Consider the following 17,834-nt stretch of genomic DNA (forward strand, 5'->3'; position numbering starts at 1 on the left):
GCGCTGCCGCTACGCGTCGGGCAGCAAATCGGGCGAGATACTGGCCTTCAGCACGTACTGCACATTGCCGTCACGCATGCGGCGCTGCAGCCACCAGATCGAGGATTTTTTTACCGGTAAATCCTGCTCCACCCCATGCAGCAACACGCTGACCAGCCTGCCGATGGTGGGCTGGTGGCCGACCAGTAAAGTCACTTCAGATTTGGGCTCGGGCCATCCTGCGGCCTTTAGATAATCATTGACGCTGCTGACGTCCGGATTGATGGCGGCATCGATGCGGAAGTCCGCCGTTAGCGCGCTGGCAGTTTGCTGCGCCCGGCGTGCTTCGCTGGTAACCACCGCCAGTTTGTGGCCAGCCAGTTGTCTGGCCAGCCACGCGGCAGTGCGCTCGGCCTGTTGTCGACCATGGCGGGTCAGCTCGCGCTTGAGATCATCGTGATGATCATCGGCTTCGGCGTGCCGCCACAGAATCAGGTCGAGCGTAGCGCCTGGGGTCATGTGCGCGGGCCCGCCTGCAAGTCAGCCAGCAACATGCCCTGCGCTGAACGACGCTTGCCGCTGCGCACGTTCTTGCGCCGATAACGGCCGTCGGACTGCATTTCCCACGCTTGCGCGTTATCGACCAGGAAGGGGCGCAGGCCTTCGCGGATGACGCGTTTCTTGATCTTCGGGTCGAGGATGGGGAAGGCGATTTCGATACGCCGGAACAGATTGCGGCCCATCCAGTCGGCCGAGGACAAGTACAGATCTTCGGCGCCATCGTTATAGAAATAGAACACGCGATGGTGTTCCAGAAAGCGGCCGATGATGGAGCGCACGCGGATATTGTCCGACACGCCCGGTATGCCCGGCCGCAACGCGCACACGCCGCGCACGATCAGGTGAATGGTGACGCCGGCTTGCGAGGCTTCGTACAGCTTTTCAATGACGGTGGGCTCCAGCAGCGCGTTCATCTTGGCGATGACCACGGCTTTTTTGCCGGCGCGCGCATGGCTGATTTCGCGGTCCAGCGCTTTCAGCACATTGGGCTGCAGCGTAAACGGCGATTGCCACAATTGATAATGATCGCCCGCCAGACCCAGACCGGTCAGCTGCATGAACACGTCGTTCACATCGCTGGTGATTTCGTCGTTGGTGGTCATCAGACCGAAGTCGGTATACAGCTTGGCGGTGCGCGGATGGTAGTTGCCGGTGCCGACGTGGGCGTAGCGGCGCAGTTTGCCTTCCTCGCGCCGCACAATCAGCAGCATCTTGGCGTGAGTCTTATAGCCGTACACGCCGTACACCACGTGCGCGCCAGCGCGTTCCAGCTTGGCGGCCCAGTTGATGTTGGCTTCTTCGTCAAAGCGCGCCATCAGCTCGACCACGGCGGTCACTTCTTTGCCGCGCCGCGCCGCTTCGACCAGCGCATCCATCAAGGCCGAATCCGAGCCAGTGCGGTACACGGTCATCTTGATGGCCACCACGCTCGGGTCGAGCGCGGCTTGCGCCAGCAGGTCGATGACGGGGGTAAAGCTCTGGTACGGGTGGTGCAGCAGGATGTCGCCATGGCGGATGGCGGCAAAGACATCGGGGTTTTTGCGCAGTTCGGTCGGCATGCCGGGCATAAACGGCTCGAACTTCAGATCGGGGCGTTCTACCTGATCCGGCACCTGCATCAGGCGCACCAGGTTTACCGGGCCGTTGACGCGATAGACATCGACGTCGTCCAGGCGGAACTGGCTTTTGAGAAAATCCTGCAGATGCATCGGGCAGTTGTCGGCCACTTCCAGCCGCACCGCATTGCCGAACGGGCGTTGCGACAATTCGCCTTCCAGCGCCGCACGCAAATCCTTGATGTCGTCATCGTCCACCGACACATCCGAATCGCGCGTCACGCGGAATTGATAGCAGCCTTTGGCCTGCATGCCGGCAAACAGCTCGTCGACGTGCGCGTGCAGAATCGACGACAGGAATACAAAGCCGTGTTCCACGCCGCTGACGTCCGACGGGATTTTGACAAAGCGCGGCAGAATCCGCGGCGCTTGCACAATGGCGATGCCGGAATTGCGCCCGAACGCATCGCGGCCTTCCAGCTCGACGATAAAGTTGAGCGATTTGTTCAGCACACGCGGAAATGGATGCGACGGGTCGAGCCCGATCGGCGTCAGCACCGGCATCAGTTCGCGGAAGAAGTAATCGCGGATCCACTCGCGTTGCGCGTCGGTCCAGACGGTACGGCGGAAAAAGTGGATGCCTTCGGCGGCCAACGCCGGCAGGATCATCTGGCCAAACAGGTGGTACTGACGCTCGACCAGATCATGCGCTTCGCGCGTAATCCACTCGAACGCTTGCTGCGGCGTAATGCCTTCGGGCAGCAAACGCGTGGCGTTGTGGTGCATGTTTTCTTTGAGCCATGCCATGCGCACCTCAAAGAACTCATCGAGGTTGGACGACACAATACAAAGAAATTTAAGACGTTCGAGCAGCGGGTTGCTTTGGTCTTCAGCCTGCGCCAGCACGCGGCGGTTGAACTCCAGTAGACCCAGCTCGCGGTTGAGCATTAATTGATTATCAGCGGGTTTGTAGATCATGGTTTTCACGGCATGGCGGGTTAAGACACATCACGGGCAAGCCCGCGATACGAACGGGCCGTGTGGAAGCGGCCCGCGGTTGCGTGTGCGGCGTGGATCAGTGTTGCGGCGGCACGAAGCCTTGCACGGCATCAGCGCCCGAACCAAAGAAGTAGTTCTCAAGCTGTTGTTGCAGGTACTGCCGCGCGCGCGGATCGGCCAGGCTGAGGCGGTTTTCGTTGATCAGCATGGTTTGATGCTTGATCCAGGCGGCCCATGCTTCTTTCGACACGTTGTCGTACAGACGCTTACCCAGTTCGCCCGGCAGCGGCGGAAAATCCATGCCTTCGGCATCGCGGCCCAGTTTGACGCAGTGTACGGTTCGACTCATTGGTGTTCTCACAATAACGGGGATTGAATGACATCCATATTGCCGCAGCATGACAGCTGTATGCCATCAGGCAATATGCTCAAAATCTGCGTGTCGGGCTGACTTATGCAGCCGCTATGCAGTTTCGGGTAAGCCTGCAAGTATACACGGGCTTGCTAACGGGGCTGTGGCACGGGCCGCGTTGCGGCAAAGTACGACCGATCTATCCGGAGAAAGATGCATGCAACACTGGCCTTATCCCAAATTATTCGCCCACCGCGGCGGCGGCAATCTGGCCCCCGAAAACACCTTGCCGGGGATGCAGAAGGCGCTGGCGCTGCGCTTTTCCGCCGTCGAATTCGATGTGAAGCTGACCGCCGACAACGTCAGCATTGTGATCCACGACGACACGCTGGAACGCACCAGCAACGGCGAAGGCGCGTTGGCCGAGCTTGATTATGAGCAACTGGACGGCATCGACGCCGGCAGCTGGAAAGGCGCGGAATTTGCCGGCACGCCGGTGCCGCGCTTTAGCGATATCGCCAGCTTCTGCATCACCGAATTGATGTTCGCCAACGTCGAAATCAAGCCCTGCCCAGGGCGCGAACAGGAAACCGGCAAGCAGGTGGCGCAAGAGGCGGCGCGCTATTGGCAGCGCGAACGCACCCCGCCGCTGCTGTCGTCATTCAGCGAAGTGGCCTTGCTGGCCGCGCGCAAAGCCGCGCCCGATCTGCCGCGCGGTTTGCTGATTCATGAGTGGGTGGAAGATTGGGGCACACGCTTGCGTGCGCTGGATGCGGTGTCGCTGCATTGCAATCACGAGATACTGACGGCGCAACGGGTGGCGGACATCCATGCGGCGGGCTATCGCGTGCTGGCGTATACCGTCAACGACAAACGCCGCGCGCAGCAGCTGATTGATTGGGGCGTGGATGGATTGTTTACCGATGAGCTGGAAAGCTTGCCCGCAGCCCTGGCGATGGCCAGCGATATATAACCCACACCGCGGATGGTCGGGCTGAACGTATACGGTGGGTCATGACCCACCACCCCAAGCCGGTTGCAGTCGCAGAAATCCTGGCCTTCCACATTAAGGGTTGGGTACAGGTACAACAACGCCGAGTTGGCTTAAGCCATCTGAAACAACTTCTCATAATTGGCGATCACCAACACCATTTTCACCGGCCCGTGGCAATGCGTCAGCTTGATGGGCCGGCGCCCGGCCCGGTCATGAAATTGCGACAGCAAGCCCAGCGCCGACGAGTCGAGATAATCCACATCGGCCAGATCCACGCAGAAATCGCTGACGCCGTGCAAAGCCAGCACCGCCGTCATCATCTGTTTAAAGTCGCGGTGGTCGGCGGCGGTGAAATTGCCCATCAGCCGGATCACCACCGTGTTGGACACCAAATGCCAATCGATCTGCATCGCAAGCCCCCTTGCCGCCGCTGTAGGTTTTGTTTGTTGCCGTCAAACAAAGCGTAGGCGCGCGGCCCTGACTACAACAGCCAGGACCGCTCCGGGGGTATGGCGGGATTGACGCTTAGTCGGCGCTCACCGCAAAGAAATCCACGCGGCCAAAGGGGCTGACCTTATAGCCCGACACATTGGCGCGCGTAATCGCATATGCCGTCGGGTAAGCCAGCGGCACCCACGGCGCGGCTTCAAAGATGATCTTTTGCGCGTCGTGGTACATCTTCGTGCGTTGCGCCACATCGCTGGTGCGCTTGCCGTCGGTAATCAGCTTGTCCAGTTGCGCATCGCAGAAGCGGCCAAAGTTGGTGCCGGATTGCACCGCGGCGCAGCTGAATTGCGGCGTGAGAAAGTTATCCGGATCGCCGTTATCGCCCGACCAGCCCATAAACAGCAAATCGTGCTCGCCCGCTTTGCCGCGTTTGATCAGCTCGCCCCATTCAATGGTCTTGATGGTGGCTTTAATGCCCACTTTGGCCAGATCGGTCTGCAGCAATTCAGCGCCTGCTTTCGGGTTGGGATTAAGCGTGCTGCCGGTGGGGCGCGTCCAGATGGTAGTTTCAAAGCCATTGGGCAGGCCGGCTTTCTTGAGCAGTTCTTTGGCTTTTTCCGGATCGTATTTGTAATCGCCCAGGTCTTTGGCAAAGCTCCAGGTATTGGGCGGATACGGGCGGCTGGCGTTTTGCGCCGTCCCTTCAAACACGGTCTTCAGATAGGTATTGCTATCAAACGCCGCATTAATGGCCTGGCGCACCAGCGGATTATCCAGCGGCTTGTGCTGGGTATTGATCGCCACGAAGGCGGTCATAAAGGCGTGGTTTTCTACCACTTTCAGATTCTTGTCGCTGCGCGCTGCTTGCACATCCAGCGGCTTGGGCGACAACGCCACCTGGCATTCATTGGCTTTGATGCGCTGCAGCCGCACATTGGCGTCTGGCGTAATCGCGTAGATCAGCTTGTCTGCTTTGGCTTTGCCGCCAAAGTAATTGGGATTGGCGTCATAGCGGATGACCGCGTCTTTCTGGAACGAGCGCAATACAAACGGGCCGGTGCCGACGGGTTTGCTATTGAAATCGGCGGCCTTGGCCGGCGTGAGTTTGTCCGCATATTCCGCCGAATAGATGGAAGCAAAACCCATGGTCAGCGTTTGCAAAAACGTTGCATCGGGGTAATTCAATTGAAACTGAATCGTGTAATCGTCGACCTTCTTCACGCCTTTAACCAGCTTGGGCAATTGCATGGATTGCACGGTGGGGTAGCCATTGGCGGAGGTTTTAAACCAGGCATGCTGCGGGTTGAGCACGCGCTCAAAGGTAAACACCACGTCATCGGCATTCAGCGCGCGCGTGGGTTTAAACCATTCGGTAGCGCCAAATTGCACGTTATGGCGCAGGTTGAAGGTGTAGGTAAGACCGTCTTCGCTAACCGACCATTTTTCGGCCAGGCTGGGAACGACCTTGCTGGCGCTGGCGTCATAGTCGACCAGACGGTTGAACAAGACATCGGCCGAGGCATTGGTGGTAACCAACGAATAATATTGAACCACGTCAAAGCCTTCGGGATTGGCGTCGGTGCATACTGCCAGCGGTTTGGCCAGCACGGTCAGGGGCAGCATGGCGGCCAGCGCCGCGATCATTGTTGTTGTGCGCATGCGAGAAGCTCTCCGGGGCAAGTTCTGATTTTTCAGCCGCGTAGCCTAACCTGGCACTGCGGCAGCGCTAAAGAATGGTTGTGAACAAGAATATGCCACGAACATGATGGCGCGGGCGTAGGCGTATGGCGCATCTGGCCGCTCCAGGCCTTGTCAGCTGCCGTTGGTACTGCTATGCCGCAGGCATAAATACCACCAGCGCGGCGGGCAAAACAGGTAAGGTTGTGGCCGGTTTATGAGTTTTGATTTTGAGGATACGTATGTATCGCGGGGAACGTTTTAACGGATATAGCCACCTGGTCGGCGCCATTCTTTCGGTCATCGGCCTGGTGGTGTTAGTGGTGTATTCCAGCATTTATAGCGACGCCTGGAAAATCGTCAGCACCGCCATTTATGGCGCGACGTTGGTGTTGCTTTATACGATTTCGACGCTGTACCACAGCCTGCGTGGTCCGGCCAAAGCGGTGTTCCAACGGCTGGATCATTGCGCTATTTATTTATTGATTGCCGGCAGCTACACGCCGTTTGCGCTGGTCACTTTGCGCGGGCCCTGGGGCTGGACGCTATTTGGCGTTAACTGGGCTTTGGCCGTCATCGGTATCGTGCAGGAGTTGTGGATAGGCAAACGCACGCGGCTGTTTTCCATGCTGATCTACGTGCTGATGGGCTGGCTGGTGGTGTTTGCGTTTAAACCGCTGATGGCCGCCTTGCCGCCCGCAGGCTTGTATTGGTTAGCCGCTGGTGGCGTGGTGTATACGGTGGGGATCGTGTTCTTTTTGTTCGACGAAAAGGTCAAACACTTTCACGGCATCTGGCATTTGTTTGTGCTGGCCGGCAGCGCCTGCCAATTCGTCAGCATCTTTGGCTACGTTAAATAAGCCGCCTGCGCCGATCAGCATAGACACCAATCAAGGACGCTTGTCATTGCCGTGCAGCCCGTCCACTTTTGCTCGAAAGTGGACCGCCAGACCGGGCTAATCAAACAGTCAGGGCCCAGCTCAACGCATCCGGGTTGGAACGCCTCGTGGCTTCATTGCATGACCAGCGCAGAATGGCATGACACAGCGATGAAGTCGGAGTGGACTCTTTCAAAATCGGGTCCACTGGCGACTAAAAGCCCTGCAGCCTCAATCACACTGCCTGATGCCTCTGTTTTCTCACCGACCTGTACCCGCCACTGCAGCTCATGAATGCTTTTTATGGCGGGAGGAACCAGGGATTTAATGATCCCGTTCAAGCGCGGAAAATATGCCCAGAAAGCATGGTGTTGGTTGAGTTCCAGCTTTGGTATCTCTAATCCCAACTGAAGCTGCAAATCCAGATCAAGAAAACCGAGTCCGTAAGCCGCACGATATGCATGCGTGACTGCGGCACCCGGAGGGCGGCCCGCAACCTCGAGAAATACAGGCTGTCCATCGACCATAAATATTTCCATATGGGTCGAGATATCTGTTGCGCCCAACGCTTGCAAAGCGCGACAAGCAAAATCGCGGAGCATCTCGGATCGAGGGTCTTGGTCGGGTATCGTCACGCTTCCAAGAACTTTGCCATCCAGATATTCCGCGTTGGGGCACGAATACGCGCACACCGCCTGAAATTTGATTTCGCCCTTCTGCAAAATCGTATCAACGTGGAAAAGCTCGCCAGACAGGAAGGTTTCGGCTTGAACCCGGCCCAAACGACCTCCCCACTGTCGCTGCCAGGTTGCCAAGTCCTCTGGGCCCCGAATTTTCATTACCCCGACACTCGCAGCAGCATCAACGGGCTTGATCACAAAACCGGGACCAAATCTGGCGGCGAGTTCCGAATATGAACGCCCCTGTTCATTCAAGCTAGCCAGCTCAATCTCAGCGTGCTTCGGGACTGCTAAACCGGCTTGTTGCAAGACGCTCTTCATCGCCACCTTGTCACGGAAGCGGAACAATTCGCCGTCATCGGGACCGTTGAGGTGGTATCTACGGCGTAGTTGACCAACAGTCAGGAGATTTAACTCATCGCAGCAAATCAAACGCAACTCGCGTTCCGGATAGGTTGACCGTTCTCGCTCTATCAGCTCGGCCAGCGCACTGGGTTCGAGTACGCCCGACAATCCATAGCCATCGTTCGCAGGCAACACATGCAGCTCGTCAACCAGCCCTTCCAGTGCGCGGGGCAAACCAGTGCCGGGTGTTGGCACAGCAACGACTACACGAAGATCACATTTCTGACGCAGCGATTGCAACAGCTCAATTGAATAATAATCGGCATAGCGCAATGTCACGAATAGTGCAGTAATGATAGGCATAAGACCCTTAGATCTGACTTGGGGAGAGCCGGGACTTGCGTTCCGAAAGCCCAAATCCACCAAGCAGTAGCAGACTGACAGTAATGATAAAAATGCCGGCTGCCAGAGTCGACAACATAAGCCCAACGGGTTCACCCGCCCATATACGGTGAACCCACTGACCAGGTGTACTGGCACCAAGCCACGGCTCAAATATGCCTTTTTGCAACGGAATTGCAGTAAGCAACGCAAGTGGGGGCGTGCTGAATGCGAGGATCGAGCGAGCCGAAATCACCCGTCCCTGAAGTTCATAGGGCACGTTGCGTTGCCAAATGGTTTGGTTGGCTGCCGCAGCGAATGAAGCGGTCGCTCCCATCGTCAGCGTACAGACACTCATCACCAGCACACTGGATGAAGCGCCCAAACAAGCCACTGCAATACTTTCGATGCCGACCCCGACCAGTAAAGTCGTTTCTGCGCACAATGAACGAGAGAAATGCCCAAACAATCGTCCGCCGGTCAAGGTGCCCAATCCCATTGTTGCGATACAGATCGACAAACCTGTTGGATTGGTCAGCGAAAGAATGTAGGGCACTTGCATGGTCGTTATGATCGCAAAGCCGCAATTAATCGCGGCGAAAAACCCCAGCAACCCAAGCAAAGGTGGTTTGGTTAACAGCCATTTGAAGGCAAAGCGCACGCCACCTGACACCTTGCGCTGAACAGCGGTTAATCCTTCCAGTGCAGGGTTGTGCACAAGCGAGCGAATCAACGCGATCGACACCAGAAAAGTGGCGATATCAATGGCAAAGATGCCTTGCATGCCAATGCTGGCGACAGCCGCTGCCCCAAGCAACGGCCCTGCCACAACTGTGGCAGAACGCCAGGATTCAAGTAAACCGTTGATTTGTCCCAGGTCCTCTTTGGGGGTTAACGCCGTGATTGAGGACTGGATTGCGGGCCAGCGGAACGCATCGGCTGCAGTCATTAAAACGATAGTGGCACCGATCAATGGGACTGAAAGACGACCGCAAAGCAACGCCAGGAAACTGGCCAATATAACCGTCAACGCCGCGTACTCGGTGATGAGCAGGGTCTTGCCTTTATGGCTGGCATCTACCCGCGCTCCGGCCCAGGGACCGATCAATAGCGTCGTCAACGCGGCCAGGAAAGCCAGCAAAACAAAGCTACGATATGACCCGGTTGTCTGGTAAACCCATATATCAAGAGCAAAGGTGGTAAGGCGAGATCCAATTGCGCTGATCGAGCGTGCCATTACCATGCGCTTGACTGACCGGAGTGTGGTCTGGGACTGATCACTCATAGCTGACCCTCAACGCTGAGGGCGGTGCCCATTCGGGCCCCGCGCCCAAGATTGATAACGGGGGTCCCTTCATGTAAATCCATCTCGCGTAGAAAATAGCCCGCGGGTTGGTACCCGAGAGTCATTGCACCCAGGCTAGCAGTCGAATGCAAAGTCGCTTCCGCGATATTTGGGTAGGCTAACGGCAGGTCTACTTTTTGCTGCACGATATATACAGCGGCCTCTTCGGCTGCAGCCCGTAGAAGTGCTTCCCACTCCTGCCTGGAGACATCGCTGCCCACCACTACCCTATCTCCACCAAATGACGAAGCAGGCTTCAGGATAAGGTGTTCCCGCTGTAGCAAAGCATCGTCTATCGCTTCGGCGGTGAGTTTATAAGTGACGGGTACCATTTTCTTTATCAACGCAAGTTCCTGCGCCGTATAGAAATGGGCATATTTCTGGGCCGACAGGAGTTCCAGGTTGGTTTTGTTATCAAACAGGATGGTCGCGGGGTGACCAGGGAACACAACCTGATGCTGCAGCCATGCCGAACGTAAACCTTTGAAAACACTGGCAGGGACTTCGTTTTTACGCAATTCAGCGTAAGTGAACATGGGATAAATCAGGTCAATGCGCTGGTCCCCTGCAAACACCCCAGCGTCTGTAACTTGTAAATCCTGAAGTAATCCAGTCTGGGCCTTTGCTCCGCCCAATATGACTGCATCAATAAAATCTTGATGATATGGAAGTGGCGACGCCAATTCGCGCGGGTTGACCAGTGCAACATAAATAAAAGGTTGTTTCTCGCAGGTCTCGGGCAATAAGGCGCGGATCACCCGATGCCATATCTGCATCATGGGCGTATAAACCAACGAAACACCCTGTGCCGTCATATGCCTGGCAAACGAACTTTCCTGGACCGAACGCGCGATCCGATCGCATGACCCTAGTCCACCCAATGCAGTCCCGACATTCATTTCAACAACGTACGCGCCAGTTTGGGCCAGTAACACGTCGGGGCGTGCAAACAACATGGCCTGATCCAGTGCAGTGTTGTCGGACCATGCCAACACCAGATCCCTTTCGCTGTCGCTGACTCCTTGAAAATCGAGCATGCGTGCGACGTCGCCATCAAACAGACGTTCTGGCAGGCTACGCACCACTCGTAAAAGCGCGGCGATGTCAGCACCTAGTTCATCCAGGAACACCTGGTCAAACAAAGGAGGCAAATAGGCAATCCCTGGATAGCGTTCATGGGATTGCAGAAAAGGCCGTTGGAATTCTGCACGTAACGCTGCACCCGTGTCTGCCTGCGCGGCCAACCAGGAATTCCAGAGATCGGATTGAAAAGGGCTCAGTATTTGCATGACTGGGGCGTCCATCCGCTCAAGCAACAATCGCTGCGTGGATTTGCTCGCGAGCTTGCCAGTAAAGCGTTGTAACGGCATCTCGGGTCTGACCCCGGCAGAAAATATAACCAATGGTATCGACCCAGGTCGCAGGTGCCGGTACTTCACTACCAGGTTGGGTGAAGAGTTTCCACTGGAGCTCCGCTATCTCTGAGTCAGGTAGCCCATGGAAAACACCTGCACGACGGGGAATACGCGCGACCAATGTATATTCAACGGGCTCAATCTGGCTCTGACTCGGCAAGTTGCCCAGCAGCGCGCGCAAATGACAGGCATCCGGGCTGCTACCAAAAAGGCGCCACAGCAGCTCAAAGACCTGGCCGCCCCCGGTACGACTGGCCGCCTCATTCAGGCTGAATCCTGCCGGCGTTTCCCAGATTTCAATATGGAATGCGAATATCGCGCCTTCCCCCAGGACCGTCAGAGTCTGACGAGCAAAATCTCTTAGTGGTGCCCAGACAGGATCATACGGAGGCAGATTGAGACTGCCTGACAACGGGTATTGGTCAACCTCGGGGTTGAAGGCGTGATGTTGTTTTAATCCGACGTACTCGTTGGCGAAAAAAAACTGGAAATCGCTTCCATTCCAGATGCCGTCTGCATGAAACATGCGCCCGGTCATGAATTCTTCAGCGATCAAGTCGAGGCCCTGATCCCAATCGAGTTCCGACGCTGCAGCCTGGCATAGGTTGACCAGATCCACGGGGGCGTGCAGCACCTTGAAACCCACGCCGCCGGCCTTGCGCCGGGGTTTTACGATCAGAGGATAGCCAAACTGGCTGGCTGCCATCGCAAGCTCTGTGGCGTTGTCTGCGGACATGAAGTTCGGCGTGCGTACCTTTGCCGCACGCGCACGTTCTTTCATGAACAGTTTGTCCCGGAAACCCTCAGCAGTATGCGCGGACATGCCGGATAGGCCTGCCTGCTCACGGACTCTGGCTGCTCGCAACAAATCAAACTCGCGAAGTGCCAGTACATGCGAGATCCGCTTGCTTTGCGCTACGGTCAACGCCTGAAGTTCTACTTCCGGGTTAGAAAAATAATGATCAAACGCATGCACACGGATATCTGTGCGTTGAGCCGCAATGGGCAACAGTGCTGCACAGGCAGTACTGGTAAACAGGTCCATTGATTCGAAGCCCTCTAGCGCATCCAGAATGGCTGGTAGCGTCATCTGTATGGCCTCCGGAACGAAGGTTGCTTCAAAGAGAATGAGATTCGAGCCTGGCATGTTAGGGTTCCTGAGACACAAACAGATCTTGCGTTGCTGGATCTATGGGCAAGCTCGCCGCCGACGCGCGCCATGTCCGTATGAAGGTATCAATATGGCGCGCAATACAAAGCGGCTGTTCCAGTGGCGCGTAATGAGTAGCGCCAGTTAAAAGATGACACTCCGATCGTGCTGCATGGCGACTCACTGCAACCGATTGCGCTGGGTCGACCAAAGTATCATCTGCTCCCGCAATGAACAGGAGCGGGGTGGTGACGTTTTGCAGTAGTGGGCGCACATCTTTCAGTGCGAAATCGGATATCAGCGTCAGGTAGTTATGCAGCTGCGTTTGTCCGTTCAGTCGGTCCAGACGCAGTACCTGGCCAGTGGGGTTTTGCGCCGGGCGAAATAAAATCTCGGCAAGCTCGCGACCCCAGTTGAGCTGCAAATCTTCAATCAGGGCGGATGTGGGGCGTTCGGCCCGGTCTTCGATCAGTCGCAATATCTGACGTAACAGCCCAGGGTCTACCGGTTTGTGCTTGCCGAGCCGGGCCAGGACTGGCGCAAAGCGTTGCCGGGTGCGCTGCGCTCCATCGAAAAACGCGCCATTCAGCATGCAAGCCGCCAGATCGGTACGCCTGGTGTGCTGGGCAAGCAATGCACTTGCCAACTTGGCTCCGGCGCTATAGCCCAAAAGCATTGTTGGTCCTGGCAATGCGTGTAACTGCGCTTGCATTTGTTCAACCAGGGTAGCAAAGGTCGCCGGTGCCGCTGTGCTGTTGCCGAGCCCGCAATAGCTCGGGATTAACCAGCTATAACGGTGATCCAGTGCGTTGCTGATCGGAACAAAAAACGCAGCCGGCATGGCCGGTGCATTGAGCGCCAAAATAGTGGGCCAGCCAGATTCCCCTTGGGAATAGAGTGCGGAACCGACTCCCTCGGAGAACTGGACCTGCCATGCTCTTCGTGAGGCAGGCATCGAAGCGGCAAGCTCAGAGAACACGGTGGGCATCCATTACGCCCAAAGCGAGTCTGGACTGCATGCTTGCAACCGGGGTCACCGGGCCAGTCATTTCAACCTGCATATCATCCCGGATGACTACTGCAAGCTGTCCACCCGGCATGTTCAATGTGATAGTCCGGTCACAAAGTCCCAGCCGGAACGCTACGCTGGCGGCGGCGCAACTGCTACTGCCAGAGGCCAGCGTATAGCCTGCACCTCGTTCCCATATCCATAGCTTCAGGGTGTTGCGATCGGCCACCTGAACAAACTGAACGTTGGTCCGGCCAGGAAACAAGGGGTGATGTTCCAGGGTTGCCCCCCACTTTTTAGCCATTGCCTCACCGTCCACATCGGCCGCGATCAGAATCACGCAATGAGGATTACCCATAGATACGCAATTTATGCGCAGGGTAATGCCGTCCAGCTCCAGTGGGTAATCAAGTACTTCTGGATGAGGCAAGTTGACCGGAATCTGCGCCGTGGCAAATTGGGCCTGCCCCATCTCAACGGTTACAGTTTCAGGTGGGTTCCACACACGGCATATAACGACCCCACCACGGGTGCTGACCTTGAAAGGTTCATGCCCAACCAGCCCCTCATCAAACAAAAACCGCGCAAAAATGCGTAGCCCGTTGCCGCTTTTCTCTGCCTCGGAGCCGTCCGGGTTCAAAATCCGCAGGTCAAAAACATCCCCGTGGCGTTTCCCGTTCAGGAGGATGCCGTCGCTACCAAGGCCTGTATGACGATTACAGAGTTGTTGAATGCTCGCGACATCCGGAACCTCCGTGGCGTGCGTGACTAAATAATCGTTGCCAAGTGCGTGATACTTTTCAAATTTCTCAAACATGATTTTCGTCAGTTAAATATGTTTAATCGAATTGAGGAGTTAGCTGACTCAGGCGTCCATCCAGCTCGGCAAGCACAATGTCAGGCTCGCCCCGGAACGCTACAGAGAAACGCAGCATCGGTTTATTGCGCACCTGCCAGGGGATCGCGATAACGCCAGCTTGCCTGGCCAGCGTCTGCGCAGCGACTAATGCATCCAGTAGCACCGGCCCGTTGCTGGTCCAGCGCTGAGGTGCGCGGCAGAAAACAAAAAAAGTCGCTTTGGGGAGCTCGGCAGCAAATCCATGTTTGCGTAAAACAGCCACCAGACCTTGCAGTCGGGCCTCGGTTTCCGCACGGAGCCGCTGGGCATAGTCCATATCCCGCAATGCAGTCAGTACCGCCCCTTGTAACAAGCGCGGAGATCCTGAACCGTACACACTCGCAAGTTGCCGCAGCCGCTTCACAACTGTATGAGCACCGACCACAAATCCGAGGCGCCAGCCGGGTATCTGGAATGCCTTGGAGAAGGTATGCACTTCAAGGGCGATCTCATGAGCGCCTTCAATATCGAATGGCGATGTTCTGTCTGCTTCGTTGAACACGAAGGGGGCATAGGCAGCATCGTTGATGAGAAGGATCTGGTGACGGCTGCATAGCGTAACCAGGCGCTGCCATTGCGAACGATTCAACAACGAGCCCGTTGGATTATTCGGGAAGTTCACCAGCAATAAATGAACCTGATCCAACGCCTCTGGTGTCAAGGACTCCAACTGCGCTAACAAGTCGGCCCCCTCGGCAAACGGGATACGTTGAACGAATGCCCCCGCTTGCTCCGCTTGGGTGGCAAATGCTTCATAGCCCGGATCGGTCACCAGCACATGGTCCCCTGGTTCGACCAGGCCACGCGCCAACAAGGCCAGTGCCCCTTTCGCGCCATCGGTGGCCACAACATCCAGTTCTTCCGCACGTACCCCGGGTGCCAATGTGCTCAGGTATTGCAGGGTCGCCGCCTCGAACTCCGGCTGATCATAAAATGTGTAGCCATGCAGCGTCGGGCTGTCCTCCACGCTACGCACATAATCCAGCAGCGCGGCGGGGGGGCTGGTATAGGCATCTGCCACCCCGAAGTCCAGCAATGGCCCCCCCACCCACGCCTTGCGTGCGGCACTAACCCAGGCAAAACGCTCAAGGTAGCCATGCGAAGGTGGGCGACGTTCCAGCGTTCGCGTAAGAAGCGTTGATAAACTCATTCCAATGCAGCTCTGGACGGTGGAACAAAGTCGTTAAGGTTAGTTATGTGCGCTGTCCCCATAAAGCCGTCGTCGGCACTGTATCCAACGCAAGTTTCCAGCGTGTCACTCGTTTGGTCATAGATATAGATATGCGTATTCGAGACCAGAATCACGAAACGCCCATCATCCGAGGTCTCAATCCACAAGGGCATATGCGGCTGAAGAACGCAAAAGTGCAATTGGCCTGAGACATCGATTGGAGGATGTTCAAATAGCGTAATTGCTTTGATCAGACTGAAATCACTGTCTCTGAACAAATAGAATTTGTCGGGGTAGACCGTGACAGCTACCCGTGCTTCGTCACCATAACGAAAGACCTTATGGGACGTAACGCGCAAGAACTCGGAGGTAGTCCGAACCTCGTCGTAGTAAACCTTGTCACCTTCCACATGCCCCTTGATCAATGCACCTGCGCCATGCAACAACAAACGGCCATGGGTCTTTGATAAGTTGTGACAGGACAGATAGAACTGATCAGGGTTGGTCAGTGAAAATTCTATGTGCCCTGGAGTAGCCCAAGGGGGGCGGGTAACTTCACCGGTCTGGTCATTTAAATTCAGCCGGTATAGCTGTGCCTGGTGTAATCCGGCCTCGCGATAGGCTTGCCAATCCGACTGGTTTGAAAAGGGATTACCTTGATTTGGCGGCGCCGCGCCGGGGGCGACCAAAGGAAACTCAGTCAGAATCAAATAGTCAGAATCGCCACAAGTACGAACTTCATGGATGGCCTCGTTGGTTTTTAGCGCAAACACCTCCTCCGGTGGAGAGGTCAAATCAACGTCACAAGCCAGAATTCGGGTATCCAGTTCCTGGACGCCGTCAGCGTATCGCAGCGCGCGGTCATGCAAACTGGTGCTGGCAAAATACAGAGTGTCAGCTGCGCTATTCAGTGAATTGGTAGCGGAAAGCATTACCGGCCGGAATGTTGCATCCGGATAGGCACCAATTTGCTGTTGTTCAAAATCAATCACACGCATGTAACTGGTGTTGTGCATAGCAACGACCACCCGCCCATCTGCAACGCTTAACGCTTCGTGTGGCTGGATGAAATTGGGGAGTAGCGCTTCGTGTGTCAGAACACCATAAGGCAATGCGTCCAGCGGTAAATGCTGCTCCAGCCATGCTTGCATCTGCTGCGAGTAGCCCGAATCCAGCACAAGACACAAACGCGTCAAACGGGCACCGAAATCGATCAAATAGTAGGCTTCGTGCCCTTGGGCGAGCCCCGCTACCAAAATGCGTCCGGTACAGCCTGTCGGGATAGGCCAGTTATCAGGGAATGGCCTGACCACAAAATGGCTTTGACTCATGAGGGCACCTGAGCCGCACGCACGATTGCAACACCTTCTATCTCAACAAGTAGTTCGTCACGACACACATGCGCCACGCTGTAGACAACGGGAATACCTCTGGGCAAGTGTTCGCTGCACAGTGCTTTCACTGCTGGCAGTAACCCTTCGGTTTTCACATACACCACACAGCTACACAAAAGCTGCAACGCAGCGGCGTCGTCGTTGAGTGCTTGATTTGCGCCGCGAATTACAGCCGCAACGTTAGAAAAGGTTTGCTGGACCTGGCCTTTGATATCTCCTGGATGAACACTTTCTGAATCAATAATGCTGGCTGTCCCTGATATCAGCACTAGCGCCTGATCCTCGATCTGGACCGCCATCCCGCGTGAAAAAAGTGGCGCTGATGTCGAGATCGCTGAGGGATAAGACCACGCACTCGTCTGATATCGATTTTCCACCGGGATCACCGTGGCGCAAGCGCTGGCAACAGCCAACGAAGTCAAGCCAAGGCCACTCAGGCTCCCGATACCCGTGCTTGCTGGATAGCGATGGGCGGACCAATGGTTGAATGCGTTTTTACGACCTCGATTGACATCTTGATAGTGCCCGAATGCCGGCTCTCCGCCCTCAATTTGACCAATGTAGATCCAGGTACGAACCCACTGGGCAAATCCGAAACCTGCGGCGCGTAGATCTGCCTCCACGGACTGGAATGCAGATTCGGTCAGCGCTTCCAGCGCATATTCTGCGTGCGATTCACTCTGCCAGCCTGCAATCGCCCACTCCAGTTCCGGCTGGCGCAATATATGGCACGCGCCCTGACGCAATCGGCCCACTTGCTCACCTTCAATGACCCAGATCAGCGCGGCGAGCTCTCCAGACCCGTGATACGGTTGCGCAACGCATTCGATCGCAGCAAGGGGGAGGTCATAGACTCCAGCCAGGCGGGCTCGAGTTGCTTGTAAACATGCCATCTCCGCGCAATAAAGCGAGATTTTTAAAATTGAACTTTGTTGCGGCACGGGCAATTCGGGATGCTGGGCTGCAATGCGGGTGTCCAGTTCGGCCAGGACAAATCGATGATGGACACTGCCAAACGGTACGCGATGTTCATGTACAACACGCCACGTCGAGTCATTTGTTGACTTGAGTACAAGCTGCGAGTCCTGAGTCGAAATCATGTTT

16 protein-coding genes are annotated in these 17,834 nt (G+C 56.1%); 2 read left to right on the forward strand and 14 right to left on the reverse strand.

The genetic code is table 11. From position 1 onward, the window contains the following. Positions 1-9 precede the first annotated feature (9 nt). The 3 genes from ACYQ1A_RS08800 to ACYQ1A_RS08810 form a co-directional block, all read right to left on the reverse strand. Positions 10-498 carry a SixA phosphatase family protein gene (locus tag ACYQ1A_RS08800; protein ID WP_499361728.1) on the reverse strand — a complete coding sequence of 163 codons (489 nt, stop codon included), beginning with the start codon at positions 496-498 and terminating at the stop codon, positions 10-12. Continuing rightward, positions 495-2,573 carry a polyphosphate kinase 1 gene (gene ppk1, locus ACYQ1A_RS08805; RefSeq protein WP_499361729.1) on the reverse strand — a complete coding sequence of 693 codons (2,079 nt, stop codon included), beginning with the start codon at positions 2,571-2,573 and terminating at the stop codon, positions 495-497. The genes ACYQ1A_RS08800 and ppk1 overlap by 4 nt, the downstream gene beginning before the upstream one ends. Before the next feature lie 97 nt (positions 2,574-2,670). Continuing rightward, positions 2,671-2,943 carry an oxidative damage protection protein gene (locus ACYQ1A_RS08810; protein WP_053939272.1) on the reverse strand — a complete coding sequence of 91 codons (273 nt, stop codon included), beginning with the start codon at positions 2,941-2,943 and terminating at the stop codon, positions 2,671-2,673. A gap of 220 nt (positions 2,944-3,163) precedes the next feature. Here ACYQ1A_RS08810 and ugpQ point away from each other — a divergent pair, with 220 nt between their 5' ends. After that, complete coding sequence (gene ugpQ / locus ACYQ1A_RS08815) at positions 3,164-3,919, forward strand: glycerophosphodiester phosphodiesterase (protein ID WP_062220807.1); 756 nt, start codon at positions 3,164-3,166, stop codon at positions 3,917-3,919. A 131-nt stretch (positions 3,920-4,050) separates the two neighbouring features. Here the strand turns inward: ugpQ and ACYQ1A_RS08820 are convergent, their stop codons facing one another. Beyond that, positions 4,051-4,350 (reverse strand): STAS domain-containing protein, encoded by a 300-nt coding sequence (locus tag ACYQ1A_RS08820; RefSeq protein WP_499361730.1) that lies wholly within the window; start codon positions 4,348-4,350, stop codon positions 4,051-4,053. Between the two features lie 115 nt (positions 4,351-4,465). Continuing rightward, positions 4,466-6,046: an ABC transporter substrate-binding protein gene (locus ACYQ1A_RS08825; RefSeq protein WP_499361731.1), complete on the reverse strand. Its 1,581-nt coding sequence runs from the start codon at positions 6,044-6,046 to the stop codon at positions 4,466-4,468. A 260-nt stretch (positions 6,047-6,306) separates the two neighbouring features. Between ACYQ1A_RS08825 and trhA the strand changes: the two genes are divergently transcribed. Then, positions 6,307-6,924, forward strand: a complete 618-nt coding sequence (gene trhA, locus ACYQ1A_RS08830; RefSeq protein ID WP_053939268.1) for a PAQR family membrane homeostasis protein TrhA — start codon at positions 6,307-6,309, stop codon at positions 6,922-6,924. Between the two features lie 152 nt (positions 6,925-7,076). On the opposite strand, the gene ACYQ1A_RS08835 is transcribed toward trhA, so the two are convergent. From ACYQ1A_RS08835 to ACYQ1A_RS08875, 9 genes are read right to left on the reverse strand one after another with little or no spacing between them, the layout of a single operon-like run. Further along, on the reverse strand, positions 7,077-8,330 hold the full coding sequence (locus ACYQ1A_RS08835) for an ATP-grasp domain-containing protein (RefSeq protein WP_499361732.1): 1,254 nt from the start codon (positions 8,328-8,330) through the stop codon (positions 7,077-7,079). A gap of 7 nt (positions 8,331-8,337) precedes the next feature. Then, positions 8,338-9,585: an MFS transporter gene (locus ACYQ1A_RS08840; protein ID WP_499361733.1), complete on the reverse strand. Its 1,248-nt coding sequence runs from the start codon at positions 9,583-9,585 to the stop codon at positions 8,338-8,340. A 44-nt stretch (positions 9,586-9,629) separates the two neighbouring features. Next, positions 9,630-11,063 (reverse strand): hypothetical protein, encoded by a 1,434-nt coding sequence (locus ACYQ1A_RS08845; RefSeq protein ID WP_499361734.1) that lies wholly within the window; start codon positions 11,061-11,063, stop codon positions 9,630-9,632. Continuing rightward, positions 11,002-12,255, reverse strand: coding sequence for an ATP-binding protein (locus tag ACYQ1A_RS08850; protein ID WP_499361735.1), 1,254 nt, complete (start codon positions 12,253-12,255; stop codon positions 11,002-11,004). Before ACYQ1A_RS08850 ends, ACYQ1A_RS08845 begins: the two co-directional genes overlap by 62 nt. Position 12,256: 1 nt before the next feature. Further along, positions 12,257-13,237, reverse strand: coding sequence for an alpha/beta fold hydrolase (locus tag ACYQ1A_RS08855; protein ID WP_499361736.1), 981 nt, complete (start codon positions 13,235-13,237; stop codon positions 12,257-12,259). Then, entirely contained in the window at positions 13,227-14,084 is an 858-nt protein-coding gene (gene dapF / locus ACYQ1A_RS08860) for a diaminopimelate epimerase (protein WP_499361737.1), read from the reverse strand. Before dapF ends, ACYQ1A_RS08855 begins: the two co-directional genes overlap by 11 nt. A gap of 22 nt (positions 14,085-14,106) precedes the next feature. Beyond that, positions 14,107-15,315 (reverse strand): pyridoxal phosphate-dependent aminotransferase, encoded by a 1,209-nt coding sequence (locus tag ACYQ1A_RS08865; RefSeq protein ID WP_499361738.1) that lies wholly within the window; start codon positions 15,313-15,315, stop codon positions 14,107-14,109. Then, entirely contained in the window at positions 15,312-16,667 is a 1,356-nt protein-coding gene (locus ACYQ1A_RS08870) for a hypothetical protein (RefSeq protein ID WP_499361739.1), read from the reverse strand. Before ACYQ1A_RS08870 ends, ACYQ1A_RS08865 begins: the two co-directional genes overlap by 4 nt. Beyond that, positions 16,664-17,830 (reverse strand): RidA family protein, encoded by a 1,167-nt coding sequence (locus ACYQ1A_RS08875; protein ID WP_499361740.1) that lies wholly within the window; start codon positions 17,828-17,830, stop codon positions 16,664-16,666. Before ACYQ1A_RS08875 ends, ACYQ1A_RS08870 begins: the two co-directional genes overlap by 4 nt. Between the last annotated feature and the right edge of the window lie 4 nt (positions 17,831-17,834).

The sequence above is a fragment of the Silvimonas sp. JCM 19000 genome (assembly GCF_054652575.1).